The sequence below is a fragment of the Paenibacillus sp. FSL H7-0735 genome (assembly GCF_038008505.1).
Taxonomy (GTDB): domain Bacteria; phylum Bacillota; class Bacilli; order Paenibacillales; family Paenibacillaceae; genus Paenibacillus_AQ; species Paenibacillus_AQ odorifer.
In genome coordinates, this window is record NZ_JBBOZH010000001.1 from 3,231,429 (window position 1) to 3,245,627 (window position 14,199).

At 42.3% G+C, this 14,199-nt stretch carries 10 protein-coding genes; 7 read left to right on the plus strand and 3 right to left on the minus strand.

All coding sequences use genetic code 11. The features are described from left to right. Positions 1-453 precede the first annotated feature (453 nt). Positions 454-2,703, minus strand: a complete 2,250-nt coding sequence (locus NSS82_RS14600; RefSeq protein ID WP_256717700.1) for a pectate lyase family protein — start codon at positions 2,701-2,703, stop codon at positions 454-456. Positions 2,704-2,870: 167 nt separating this feature from the next. Between NSS82_RS14600 and NSS82_RS14605 the strand changes: the two genes are divergently transcribed. Beyond that, the gene (locus NSS82_RS14605) at positions 2,871-4,442 is read left to right on the plus strand and encodes an ABC-F family ATP-binding cassette domain-containing protein (protein ID WP_076104302.1); all 1,572 of its coding nucleotides are present in this window, start codon (positions 2,871-2,873) and stop codon (positions 4,440-4,442) included. A 2-nt stretch (positions 4,443-4,444) separates the two neighbouring features. Here NSS82_RS14605 and NSS82_RS14610 read toward each other — a convergent pair whose 3' ends face one another. Continuing rightward, positions 4,445-6,250: a cache domain-containing sensor histidine kinase gene (locus tag NSS82_RS14610; protein WP_076273857.1), complete on the minus strand. Its 1,806-nt coding sequence runs from the start codon at positions 6,248-6,250 to the stop codon at positions 4,445-4,447. A 5-nt stretch (positions 6,251-6,255) separates the two neighbouring features. Continuing rightward, positions 6,256-7,884, minus strand: coding sequence for a response regulator transcription factor (locus NSS82_RS14615; RefSeq protein ID WP_076104300.1), 1,629 nt, complete (start codon positions 7,882-7,884; stop codon positions 6,256-6,258). 262 nt (positions 7,885-8,146) lie between these two features. Here NSS82_RS14615 and NSS82_RS14620 point away from each other — a divergent pair, with 262 nt between their 5' ends. From NSS82_RS14620 to NSS82_RS14645, 6 genes are all read left to right on the plus strand, one after another. Beyond that, positions 8,147-9,538: an ABC transporter substrate-binding protein gene (locus tag NSS82_RS14620; RefSeq protein ID WP_076104299.1), complete on the plus strand. Its 1,392-nt coding sequence runs from the start codon at positions 8,147-8,149 to the stop codon at positions 9,536-9,538. Between the two features lie 81 nt (positions 9,539-9,619). Next, the gene (locus NSS82_RS14625; RefSeq protein WP_428323518.1) at positions 9,620-10,516 is read left to right on the plus strand and encodes a carbohydrate ABC transporter permease; all 897 of its coding nucleotides are present in this window, start codon (positions 9,620-9,622) and stop codon (positions 10,514-10,516) included. A 12-nt stretch (positions 10,517-10,528) separates the two neighbouring features. Next, entirely contained in the window at positions 10,529-11,416 is an 888-nt protein-coding gene (locus NSS82_RS14630) for a carbohydrate ABC transporter permease (protein WP_076273856.1), read from the plus strand. A 57-nt stretch (positions 11,417-11,473) separates the two neighbouring features. Next, positions 11,474-12,391, plus strand: a complete 918-nt coding sequence (locus NSS82_RS14635) for a dihydrodipicolinate synthase family protein (RefSeq protein ID WP_076273855.1) — start codon at positions 11,474-11,476, stop codon at positions 12,389-12,391. An 8-nt stretch (positions 12,392-12,399) separates the two neighbouring features. Then, positions 12,400-13,086: an N-acetylmannosamine-6-phosphate 2-epimerase gene (locus NSS82_RS14640; protein ID WP_076273854.1), complete on the plus strand. Its 687-nt coding sequence runs from the start codon at positions 12,400-12,402 to the stop codon at positions 13,084-13,086. 16 nt (positions 13,087-13,102) lie between these two features. Then, positions 13,103-14,086 (plus strand): ROK family protein, encoded by a 984-nt coding sequence (locus NSS82_RS14645; protein ID WP_076273853.1) that lies wholly within the window; start codon positions 13,103-13,105, stop codon positions 14,084-14,086. The last annotated feature ends 113 nt before the right edge of the window (positions 14,087-14,199 follow it).

Here is a 14,199-nt window from a genome sequence, read left to right on the forward strand (position 1 = left end):
TTGGCTTTTTTGACCATTTTGCTGAGTTTTCGGACTGCATAGCTCTTATTGGTCTAAATCCACACCAAAATTAAGCATATTGGGTTGAATAGCTGCATCTGAGTCCGATAGCACTGCGAAATGCCCGGATTCTTCGAAATAAGGGCTCCTGAGTCCGAACCATCTGGCCTCGTAAATACTGCACTGTTAACTGTAAAATCGTCGTCTGACCTCGTAAATACTGCACAGTAAACAGTAAATCACCGTCTGAGCGTCTTAGCTATTTCGGCAGAACAAAAGTGGCGTTAGTGCGGCGTTAGTGCGGTACAAAAGTTTGCTAATCTGGTGTTAATATGGCGCTAATTTGGTGCAAAGGTGGCGCTAATGTGGCAACTAAGTTAGTAACTTTTCTCGGTGTAGTTATGGGAGTATGTGTTCAGTGATTAGTTAGTCGCATTTGTCGCATTAGTCGAATTAGTTACTGTAACTTGTTTTCAGCCATTCCTCGTTTGACCAGGACAATTTGCCAGCCCCTGAACCGTCAACAGCGGTAAGTCTAGATTTTAGACTAACTGGGTCATCTGAAGTGTAGCTATAAGGTAGTGTTGTGAATCCGTTCCATGCAAATGCTTTAACGGCAGCGGGTGCAGGGGAGAGAGGGCTGTTCTTAGATGTACTGTCTCCTCTGAATGTTGCTCCATCTAGTGAATAGATCGTATCTAAAGCTGCGATTGCACCCGTATATTTGCTATTACTCGCATCCGCTTGATTGTTGCGAAGTGGATTCACTACATCAATGATTACAGAACTTTCAAGTAATACAGCTCCTCCTTCTGTCGAGATTGCTCCGTTACTTGTAACCCCGAAATGATACCCCTTGCTTGAGATCGCTTTTTCCATAGCGGAGGTTAGACGTTTTTTAGCCAATCTGGTATCTTCGTTGTCCATTACAATGTTATAGGCATGCGCATTACCACTACGAAGGCGGGGCATGCGGTCTTGTATATCTTTATAGTAGTTGTGATGGAGCGTCACAGAAAGAAGCGCATTATCAGCTGCAAATTCTGTTGCGCCTATTAAATGGCCCTTTTTTTGACTAGCGGCAATCGCAATGATGTCGTCTTTACTTAGGCCAACTGAGCTGCTTCTTAAATAAGCGTACATGGGATAAGCAGCCTTGTTGGCTTCCATAGCATTAATTTGCTGAGTAACCCAGCTGTTTGCGTTTCTATCATCCCCTAAGAAGGAAGACCATGAAATGGTGACGCCGTTGCTGCCTTTTTTAACATCGACAACTCCGTCATAAGATTTATTGAAGGTGCAGTGGTCGATCCATACGTTGTTGCTATTCTCAATGGTGATGTAGTCCCAGTCGTTTTTATCGTAATTTCCTTTGGTTGCTTCATCCCATTCCCACAGCTCATCAAATTCAAGGTTGCGGATGATGACGTTAGAGCTTCTTTTAAAAGTAAAAGCGGCATGTTTAATGGTTGCACCCTTAGCAGAGAAAATGGTCAAACCGTCGAAGTTGTCTATAGACACTTTGCTGACACCAGTCTCTATTAATACGGGATGTGTTAAAGCACTGTTATGAGCGCTAAATGGGGAGATCTTTGTCGCATCAGAAATTTCATTCCATCCCAGATCCAAGTCGTTCATAATTTCAATAACCTTTATTTTGGATCCTTTTCTCAGTGCAGTGGCAAGATCTTCTGCGCTATAAACCTTTTTATAGAGTGGACTGGTTTCTTGGATATTTCCACCACCTGTTGTTCCTGTGGCAAACCCAGCCAAATCATATTCACTAACCTGTACCGGTGTAGGCGTTGGTGAAACAGTTGGTATCGGCGTAGCAGTAGGTGTTGGTGTAGCAGTCGGAGTCGGTATTGCAGTCGGTATCGGCGTAGCAGTAGGTGTTGGTGTAGCAGTAGGTGTCGGTGAGGCAGTTGGTGTCTGTGAAGCAGTCGGAGTCGGTATTGCAGTTGGTGTCGTCGTAGCAGTAGGCGTTGGTGTAGCAGTAGGTGTCGGTGAAGCAGTCGGAGTCGGTATTGCAGTTGGTGTCGTCGTAGCAGTAGGCGTTGGTGCAGCAGTCGGTGTCGGTGTAGTGCCATTGGTGTCAGAAACGGTCACGTTGTCGAACATCGTAATTGTCTTAAAGGTAACGAGCCCTGCTGTACCTTTTTTTAATTTGGAATCGGAAGCTGAGAGCTCCAGCGTATCATTTACATACATGTTGATGGTATTTCCGCTCATTTCAAGTTTTACATTATACCAAACTCCTGTTTGCAGAGTGTAGGGTTTGCTGGTCAAAGTTGTAGTAGATCCAGAAACCTTTTTTCTGATTTCCAGCATGCCATCATTATTATTATACAAAGAAGCTGCATAAAAATTATTTCCATCTATGTATCTGCCTGCAACATAAGTTCTGTTTGAGCCATTAAAATCAACTACTTTTACATCCGCTTCCACAGTGTAATCGCTCCAGGCTGAATCACCTGCAGAAGTACGTCCTTCTTTTGTGGCAGACTGGTAATATACGCTGTTGCCTTCGTCCTCAACAATAGTCCAATTCCCACTAGTGGATGTCCATAGATTATCGCCCTCTTCAAAGCGGTCTTGGAAGAAGGTAGAAGCACTTGCCGGATACACAATAAAAAGAGAAAATAGCAGGGTAATGCACATAATAACACTCACATTTTTCTTGAATGATTTTAGCAAACTCATTGTAATCCTCCTTATGTATTTATGTATTTATATTAATATAAATACATATATCGGAAATAAATATAAGTAATAATATGATTATAAAGTCCTTTTTTTAATTAGTGCTATAATAGCTTTTTGGGTATTCAACGATGAATTCTGATCTATACGAACTAGGAGTGATAGACTTGAGCGTAATCCGAATGGAGAACGTAACTAAGAAATATGAGAATACATTGATCTTTCGAGATATTTATTTTCGTGTGAGCAAGGGTGAACGTATTGGCTTAATCGGACGAAATGGAGCAGGTAAATCTACTGTTTTTAAGCTAATAATGGGAAAAGAGGAGCCAACGGCAGGAAAAGTAGAATTAGATCCCAATGTGAAGATCAGCTACTTCTCTCAATTTTCGGAGCTTTCCGGGTCTTTGTCTGTACAACAAGAGTTAGAACTTTGCTTCGAAGAGGTAGCACGCATTGAACAGGAGCTTAACCAAATAGGAGAACAGCTTGGGCAGGTGTCGGATGATGTCCAGATGAATGTACTTTTAGAGCGCCAAGCTGAGCTTTTTGGACAAATGGAGCATTTGGATGGCTGGAATGTATCTGTGGAAATCAATACGGTGCTGACTAAATTAGGATTCGATGAGAGATCGCGGCATCAACCTGTAGAGGAGTTATCCGGAGGCTGGAGGAACCGCGCGGCACTGGCTAAAGTCTTAATTGAAGGACCTGATGTTGTATTGCTCGATGAGCCTACTAACTTTTTGGATATGGAAGGGATCGTATGGTTGGAGCAGTGGCTGCACCGTTTCAATGGGGCGATGCTTCTGGTCTCTCATGATCGGCAATTTATTGACAGAGTGGTCACGCGGACGATAGAAATCGAGAACTATCATTTCCAGGAATATGAAGGGAATTATACCGATTACGTTCGTAAAAAGAAGATGCGCAAAAAAGTGCTCGATCGGCAATTTGAGTGGGAAGAAGAACTTCTCCTTATGGAGTCTGAGGCCATTGAAAACCGCGGTAGTAAGAAGTCCTCTAAGGATCGTCTTTCGCGTAAGCTAACGGATATGAAAAAACGAGTGGAACCTCATCCAGTTAACGTATTAATCACTGATATCTATAGCAATTTACGTTTTCCTGACAAGCTGGGGGAAGTGAAGCGGGTTGGACAAAGTTATGATGGCCGCTCCATCTTCCAGAACATTAGCTTCGATATTCAAAAGGAAGACCGGATAGCAATCGTGGGTCCGAACGGCAGCGGAAAGTCGACACTCATCAAAGTACTGACTGGACAAGAAGCACCGGAATCGGGGGAAGTGACTTGGGAACGCGGGGTCAGCTATGCGTACTTTAATCAGATGTGGGATGAGCTGGATCATAAAGATACTGTCAGCCATGCCGTAAATGTTTATGGACTGGGACTGGACGCACCGCGGAAAAAGGTGAATAAATTTCTATCGATGCTGCAATTCTCGGAAATGGATCTGAGTAAAACGATTGGCAGCCTTTCAGGTGGACAGCAGGCCAGAGTGGCTTTAGCGAAATGCCTTCTCTCCGGAGCTGCTGTCATTATTTTAGATGAGCCCACTAACCATTTGGATTTAACTAGTATTCAGGTGATGGAGCAGGCGTTGATTCATTTTCCTGGCGCTGTAGTAACAGTTAGTCATGATCGGTTTTTTATTGATAAAATAGCGACGAAAATGCTCACCTTTGATCCTGAATTAGGCATTACTGAGCAAAATGTCTAGGATTACGCGGGAAGACGGATGATCACTGTCGTTCCTTCCCCTACGTGACTGGAAATTTCAATTCCATATTTTTCGCCAAAATGAAATTGAATACGATCATGAACATTTTTAATGCCAATATGTTCCTCATCTAAGGTATCTGAGGGTTGAGAGAGACGGAAACGAAGCTGTTTAAGTTTCTCTTCCTCGATGCCAATGCCGTTATCTTTAACGATAATCAGCATATCATCCCCCGATATCACCGAGGATACCTCAAGCAGACCTGGTTCACTGCGACTTTCTAGGCCGTGTACGATAGCATTCTCTACGATGGGCTGCAAGGAGAAGTGCATGACCTTAACGATCTCGCATTGCGGATCTAGCTGTTCCATATACTGTAATTTATCCCCAAAACGTAACTGCTGAATTTTCACATATAGCCGGACATGCTCAAGTTCTTCGCGCAGGGTAACGGTGATTTTCCCAGTCTGAATATGAATCCGAAACAATCTGCCCACGATTCCCACCATCTCGCCAATCTCTCTTTGCCCATTGATGATGGCTTTCATTTGAATTGATTCAAGGACATTTGCCAGAAAATGAGGATTGATTTGGCTTTTTAGCGCACCATACTGGGCTACCTTTTGTTGTGCCTTGGCCATCGATGATCGCTCAATATAGTTTTGCAAATCTTTTACCATTTTACGAATTCCATTATATAGAACCCCAAATTCATCTTGGCGGTTACTGTACAAATCCACATCGAAATTACCCATCCCCACCAGCTTCACCTTCCGGCTTAACAGAATAATAGGTTTGGTTACGCGTTCCGAGAGGATATACATAAATAAGAGTGCAGTGACAAGCGATAAGAGCGCTAAGGTTAAAATGATTTTGCCAAGAAAAGAAGCCTGCTTAGTCATCTCTTTTTCATCAATATATTGAATGACCTTCCAGTTGGAGTAAGGAGAAGTAACAAAATTAATATACGAATCCTTGTCATCAAAAGTACCATATAAGCTTCCGGCGTCGTTTTTCATAAAAGTATTAAGCGCCTGTTTGTCGATGGGGATAGGCTCTAAAGGACTCGTCTCCAATGAATCTGAGCTATAAACGTTGCCTCCTTTATCGTCTAAAATAATGAATTTCCGCTTGCTATTCTCGGACAGCTTTAAGATTTCACGTAATGAATCCAGCCGGATATCAATTAACATGACACCTAAGGGCTGCTTGCTTCCTTTTTTATTAATGACTCTGGCGATGGAGATGACGGATTGTTTAGAATTGGTGCGATAGAATGGGAGATGACTTCCAAATAGGATTACACCACCCTTTTTTTGTTGCGTCTGTAAATACCAATCCTCTTGGGTGTAGTCCTTCACATCATAATCCGCACGATTGAAATTGGCGGAGTAGAATACACGTGACCCCGCGAAAATCTGCACACTGTCGACATTTTTAATCGTCATTTCAATCCCGCTGATGAACTGTTCAATCGTGTTTCCATACTGAATACTTAGATCATTCCCGATATTATCTTTGTTGATAGTCCAATGCTCGAGGGCGGTTTGTAATTGACTATCTACTTGGGCATTAAGGGTCCCTTTTTCAATGCTTTGCAGATACTGGTCGATGTTGAAAGAAAGATTATTAAGGATGAGATTAGAGCTGCTTTGATATTCATTTTTGACGGCTTGATTTGAAGAAATATAGATAATCGCGGATATAATCAGCAAAGGAATGGTAATGGTCAGGATCATCAGCACAAAAATCTGCCGATTGACATGCCGCATCCGATAACGTTTTTTTGGCTGGTTAATTTGCATCATTTTGCTTACCACCCCGATTGTTTTCTATAGTCTGATGGGGTCATGTTGGTAAAAATCCGGAACGTTTTAACGAAATGCTTATAGCTTTTGTAACCACACATTGTGCAGACATCGGTCACCAGAATCTCCGGTTTTTTTAAGCATTCCTGCGCGTATTCCATACGGATTTCGGTTACAAATCGCATATAGTTCTTATCGAGTTTTCTTTTGAACAGACGACTTAAATAAGAAGGGTTATAGAAGAATCGATCCGCTACCATTTGTAGAGTAATATCTTGATCAATATTAGCTCTAATGAAGGATTTAATATGTTCAAAGATAATCACATCCTGCTGATGGTTATCCGTCAGACCTTCGGTATAAATGTTTCCCAAATGAACCATCCAATTCCCCAGCCACTCGAACATGACCTCAAGGGAGTGGAAATCCTCTACAAAAGTGAGGTTTAAGAGTTTATCGCTGTACACACCATCCATATGAATCTGATTTTTATTAGCGAAGCGGATAATGACACTTATAATTTCTTGTAAATACGCAAGCCATAGATCAGTAGAAGAGCCATCTGTTTTATGCAAAATATCTTGTGCCAATCGTTGCGTTAATTGCAATATCTCTTGTTTATTGGCGTTTTCGATGCAGGAGATTATTCGTTTCTTATCGTTGTCATCTAGTTGAATAAGTGTTGGTTTAGTAGCTGTGGCGCCAGCCTTTATGGATGAGATATGGAATATATTGCGCTCTTTCTGATAGAAGCGCTGATATAACAGCTTTTCAGACTCGTGAAGTAATGAAGTGATTTGAGATAGTTCGTTCGTTACTGTGCCTATAGCAAGATAAAGGGCAAAATGATGTTCTAGTGTAAGCTTGTTCAAATGCTGATCGAGTTCAGTAAGTACTTGTGTCTCAAAAGGGATAGTGCTCGTTGCAGTCTGTGATCCCATGACTATTAGCCCGTATAGTTTGGATTTAGCAGAATATGTAAAAATAGATCTTGGCAGATCTGCCGGGAGATAGGCCTCCGTAGCAAGATGTATAAACTTAGTAGCCTGTTCTCTCATCCACAAGGTGGATTGTGAAGGAGTTTCTCTGATAAGGAAACCTGCCAAAACAAAAGGGAGATACAAATAATGTTTACTTTTGAAACTACATAATTCAGCGATTAAATTAGTGTCCATTGCAGGTTGTTCTTCTTCCAGTAGTAGCTTTATAAGTTGTGAGCCTTCCAGAGTAGAACGTTTTCTTTGTTCTTGTTGTTTAAGTTGCAGCTTGTTCATGCATTCTTGAATCACGGTTAGACTTTCTTCATATTCCAAAGGTTTGAGCAAAAAAGCATGTACACTCCCAAGTTTGATGGCTCGTTGAGCGTATTCGAAATCATTAAATCCCGTCAAAATGATAAACAAAGTATCAGGAAGGAATTGGCGAAGCTCTTCGATCATCTGAAGACCATCCATTTCGGGCATGCGAATATCAGTGATCACTAAATCTGGCTGCTCACGCAGTGCGGTAACGAAGCCTTCTTTTCCATTCTCCGCTTCAACAATACTCTGAACACCAAGCTCCTGCCACGAAAAGTAATGTTTTAATCCCGTCCGTATTAACGGTTCATCCTCTACAATCATAAGCTTGTACATGAAATCCCTCCGGAAGACTAGATTTATAGTGGATTATTCAACATCGATACCATCAAATGTAAGTTATAAGCTAAAAATTAAAATAATTATAGGTGAAATATGTAATGTATTATAACATTGAAGAGGGACTGAAAGAAGGTATAGGTCAGAATACGACCCTAAATGTAAAAGGAGTGGGATTCTCCTAAATTTATAATTGATTTATGATTAGCGCAAGGAATGATAAAGCATTTTATTCCACAAAAATAATAGGGGGTAGCACATGAGAGCAATGAAAAAAGGGCTAATGAGCATTGTTGGTGTCGCACTTTTAGGTACACAGTTAGTTGCATGCGGAAATACGAATACAGCGAATTCCGCCAATGAACCAAGTAAAAATACTGATAAGAGTGAGCCCGCGGCCACTGAGACTGCTGCTAAACCAGTAGAAATAACATGGTGGAATTTTCCGAGCTTTCAAGCTTTAGATGGTGAAGTTGGCAAATATGAGAAGGAAATCATTGCAGCTTTTAATGAGAAGAATCCGGAAATTAAAGTCAACCTTGAGATGATCACCTTTGAAGGCGGCCCTGAAAAACTGAATGTGGCGATTGCTTCGAATACCGCACCTGATGTAATTTATGATGCTCCTGGACGGATTATTGACTGGGGTAAAAAGGACTTATTAGCACCTCTTAATGATATGGTGACCGATGAAGTGAAAAATGATATTTCGGAAGCCTTTTGGAAGCAGTCTAGTGTTGGCGATGAGATCTTTATGTACCCGATCAATACAGCTCCTTTTATGATGGCGGTAAACAAGACCGTTTTTGAGAAGATTGGCGCGTTAGATTTGCTTCCTCTGGATAAGGAAGATCGAACTTGGACGTTTGAAGAATATAAGAAAGCGCTGGAAGCTGTTAAAGAAAAAGCACCTGATGTTATCCCTACCGGATTCTTCGCGAAGAGCCAAGCTGGAGATCAAGGAACTCGCGCATATCTTGCTAACTTAGGTGTATCCAGATTTCTAAATGAAGATAATTCCGCAGTCGCGATCAATACTGATAATGCTGCGAAAGCGTTGGATTGGATCGTTCAAGCTACAAAAGATAAACTTAGCGTTTCTGGTGCGGCTTCCCTTGCGGCTGCTGACGTGAACGACTTATTTTTGCAAGGAAAATTAGCCTTTACACTTAACTATTCTGCAGTACTTAAAGCTCAGAACGTATCTAAAAAAATGGTTGAATTCGAAGATGTTCTGCTTCCTTTCCCTACTTTAGATGGATCGGAACCTAAGCTTGAACCTTACCTCGGTGGTATGGCTGTATTCAATAATGGTGATGATGCCAAGATTGCAGCTTCTAAGAAGCTGATTGATTTTATCGCTAATGACCCTGTATGGGGTAAGAAAAACTTGATTCAAACAGGTGGTCTGTCTGTTCGTAATTCGATTACAGGCCTCTATGATGATGCAGAGTACAAATACGCTGAGTATGCTCGTAAATTCACAACAGATGCACCTACCATTGCCGATGGATATGCTGATATTCGTACTTTCTGGTTCCCTGAATTACAACGTGCTTTAACTGGAGGCGCAACCGGTAAAGAAGCTTTGGACAGCTTTGCTGCAAAAGCAAACGAAGCGATTACAAAAGCAAAGGCTGCAATGAAATAAAAAAAGTGAATGGTGTCCAAAAGAATAGAGTGCGGGAAGCACTCTTTTCTTTTTAAATCATCGAAGAAATGGGGAAGGACTGTGGGGACAACGGTTCGCAAAATAAAAGGTTATGTGATTCGCGACTGGATGATGAGTTATCTCTTTTTAGTGCCGGCATTTGGGTTTTTCCTGCTTTTTGTAGCTTATCCGATGGTGAAAGGGGTCTATATTAGTTTCTTCGATTATTCGTTGAGAGATTTCAGCTTTATTGGCCTCGATAATTATATCTCCTTAATAAAAGATGATAATTTCAGGAAGTCGATGGGAAATACATTATTGCTTGTACTCATAACCGTACCTATCGTTATTATTTTCTCGTTATTTATCTCTATGAATATTTATAAGAAAAAAGAGTTTGCCAGATCGTTTTTCCGCGGAGTGTTCTATTTGCCGGCTGTATCCTCGGTCGTAAGTATCACAGTCGTTTGGGGCTGGATCTATCATCCGAACTATGGGATTCTAAATTATTTAACCAGCTTTTTGGGAATGGAGCCTATATCCTGGTTAGGAGATACGAGGACTGCACTGCTTGCAATTATCGTGGTTCTGATAACGACCTCTGTAGGGCAGCCGATCATTTTATATGTGGCATCTATTGGGAACATTCCTACTTCTTACATAGAAGCAGCTGAGATTGATCGAGCGACGCCTTGGCAGATTTTCCGAAAAATATTATGGCCAATGCTAATGCCAACGAACTTATATATTATCGTGATTACCACGATCAACACCTTTCAATGTTTTGCGCTAATTCAGCTGCTCACCTCGGGTGGACCTGTGTATAGCACATCGACTGTAATGTATGGCGTTTACGAACAAGCCTTTATGCTCGGTCATTTTGGATATGCCTCGGCGATGGGTGTCATCCTTGCGATTGTGATCGGGATCATTTCTATCATTCAATTCAAATACTTTGGCAGTGATGTTGAGTATTAAGGAGGGGACATCATGAATTCTACGAATCCGTTAGAACTGAGAGCACCTATTGGCCAATCTAAGAAAGTAAACAGATGGAAAAAAGAATTGACGATTCCAAAAATATTAGCCACCATCCTGTTGATTCTGGCAACGTTGTTTTTTATCTTCCCTTTTTATTGGGTGGTTTCAGGGGCATTTAAGCTTCAGACTGTAGCAACAACGATCCCCCCGGAATGGTTTCCGGCTAAGCCGACTCTGCAGAACTGGACCGAGTTATTTAAGAATCCCGTTGAGCGCTGGATGTTTAACAGTTTCATCATTGCTTTTTGTGAAATGGCAGCGATTTGTATCGTTTCTTCCTGTGCTGGATATGTGCTTGCCAAAAAGTCTTTTCCTGGCCGAGGGATTATTTTTACGATGTTTGTTGCCGCAATGGCATTGCCTAAGCAAGTTATTCTTGTCCCGCTGTTTACGATGCTTGCAGATTTTGGTTGGGTCAATACGTATAAAGGGCTTATTTTACCGGCGATTGGCTGGCCATTTGGAGTCTTCCTAATGAAGCAGTTCGCGCAGACCATTCCAGGAGAATTGATTGAAGCAGCCAAAATAGATGGCAGCTCTGAGATTCGTTTGTTCGGCACCATCATTTTACCTTTGTTAAAACCTGCAATAGGGGCACTGGCAATCTTTACTTTCATCACTTCTTGGAATGATTATTTCAGTCAGCTGATCATGACCAGATCGACTTCAATGATGACATTGCCACTTGGGGTAGCGACTCTTCGGGGTGAATTCACAACAAACTATGGACTGCTTATGGCGGGTGCTGCGTTAGCCTCTATTCCTATGATTGCAATTTTTCTAATGTTCCAAAAAGCCTTTACCCAAGGGATTACTATGGGGGCTGTAAAAGGCTAATTATTCTTATAACAACGAAAATTAATACAATGAATTAAACGACGGAGGCTATAATTTATGAAATCATATGATCTTCAATCCTTTAAAGGCATTATTATTGCTATGTACTCCAGTTATGATGCTGAGGGGGAAATCGATAAAGAAGCAGCCCGGAAATTAGCTCGTTATTATGCTTCTACAGGAGTTAAAGGTCTTTATGTTGGCGGAAGCTCTGGCGAAGGTATGCTGCAATCTGTAGAAGAACGCAAACAAATGCTCGAGGCAGTTATAGCAGAGGTTGGAAAAGAGCTTACAATCATTGCTCACGCGGGTGCTCCATCTACAAGAGACAGTGTTGAACTAGCTATCCATGCTGAGAAAGTTGGCGCACATGCCGTATCGGCTGTTCCTGCGATTTATTATCGTCTGTCTCCGGACAGTGTTGAAAGTCATTGGCAGGCGATTATTGATAGTACGGCGCTTCCATTTATTATCTATCACATCCCGCAAACTACAGGCTTTCAATTATCGAAAAGCTTGCTGATTAAGATGGCAGCTCAGGATAAAGTGATCGGGGTGAAAATTTCGGCGGAGAGCACGTTTGAGCTTCAGCAATTTAAAGCCGTAGGCGGGAAGGATTTTCTAGTCTTAAATGGACCTGATGAGCAGTATTTGGCGGGCCGCAGTATTGGGGCAGATGGCGGGATTGGTGGAACTTATGGGGTGATGCCCGAGTTATTCCTAAAAGTGGAACAATGTTATGTGCAAGGAGAGATGGCTGAGGCACAGAAATGGCAGTTCATCATCAATGAGCTCATTGTTGAATTGCTATCCTTTCCTTCATTATATGGTGCGTGTAAAGCGATCCTTAGTGTGCGCGGATTTGAAACAGGTCAGCCAAGAATGCCACTTTTGCCGATTAAGGATTCCGATCAGGAGCGGGTAGAAGCTCTGAACAATAGAATATTAGACTATATTCTTGAAGCGAAGGGATAGGGTTAATAATGACTCGAATAAGTGATATCTTTCCGGTGAAAGGTCTGATTGTTTCCTGTCAGGCACTTGAGCATGAGCCGCTTCATGGTGGGGATACAATGGCTAAAATGGCAAGAGCAGCGGTTCAATCAGGAGCTATAGGAATCCGGACAAATGGTGTTCCAGATATTGTAGCTATCAAAAAAGAAGTAAATGTACCGGTCATTGGACTTATTAAACGGGAGATTCCCGGATCAGCCATATTTATAACACCAACCTTAGATGAAGTGAAGGCGATTGTTTCTGCAAAAGCAGAGATTATTGCGCTTGATGTAACGAATCGGGAAGAACGCTTAGAGTCAGTAAAGCCATTAATAGAATATGCACATCTGAGAGGTGTGCTTGTTATGGCGGATATTTCTACATTTGAGGAAGGGCTTGCCGCTGAGAAATTAGGTGTGGATTTTATCGGTACCACGCTTTCAGGCTACACCCCATACAGTACACAGCAGGAAGGACCGGACCTTGTCTTAATTCAACAATTAAGCAAATCAGTGAACATTCCTGTTGTTGCGGAAGGACGTATATGGACACCGGAAGACGCAGCAAAAGCTAAGAATGCCGGGGCATCATATGTTGTTGTAGGAAGTGCAATTACTAGGCCACAATTAATCACTTCGAGATATGTTAAGGCCGTGAGCAATGTCAATGACTGACGGAGGTGAGTCCGTGATGGAAGGGTATGATCCTCATATAGAATATGCGATCGGAGTAGATATTGGCGGCACGAAAATTAATGCCGGACTCGTCTCTTCACATGGGGACGTTTTACATACTGTAAGCTTAAGCACATTGGCTGGACAGAGGAAAACAATGGATCGCATTATACTAGCAATTCGGACATTAATGGATGAAATAACAGCACAACAAGCGGGAATTCAGCTCCAAGGAATTGGCGTAGGATCGGCAGGGCAAATGGATTGGGAGGCGGGGCGTGTCCGCTCCGCTTCGGAGCTTATCCCTGGCTATGCTGGCACAGCTTTGAAGGATTTACTTCAGACACAGTTTCAACTTCCGGTAATCGTTGATAATGACGTGAATGTATTAGCATTAACAGAGAAATATTTAGGCTCAGGCAAAGAGGTAAAAGACTTTATCTGTCTTGCCCTTGGTACGGGCGTGGGTGGAGCGATAGTCGTAGACGGCCATCTTGTCCATGGTTCTTGGGGTGGGGCTGGAGAGTTAGGCCATATGTCCGTAGATTTCAAAGGACCAGCATGCGTTTGTGGTGGAACAGGCTGTTTGGAGCAGTATGCTTCAGGCACAAGCATCGCACGTCGCATGCGCGACAAGCTTTTATTACATAACCAGTCCCCAGAGAACGTAGACTCACGGGAAGTGATAGCGAGATGGAGGGCGGGTGACTCTCTGGCTACAGAGTTAATGGTAGACACGATTGCTGCGCTCGGATCTGCGATCGCTTCATTAATCCATATTTTTAACCCTAAAGTCATCGTCATTGGCGGTGGAGTGGCTGAAGCAGGCGAACTTTTATTTGAAGGCATTAGAAGAGAAGTAAGGAGCAGAGTAATGCCATCGATGCTGGAAAATGTTCGTATTGAAGCGGCCTATCATGGTAATTTATGTGGAATGATCGGAGCGGGGCTGCAGGTGTGGGAGTATAGCCCCAATAAAGTAAAGAGAGCAGAGCTATAAGGATCTATGCACAATCTATCTGTATAGAAAGTCATGGGGAGCAATATGTAGAAGCATTTAATTGTAATTCGTACAACTATATTTCTCGAATCCCTCAAGCCGATGGATATAAG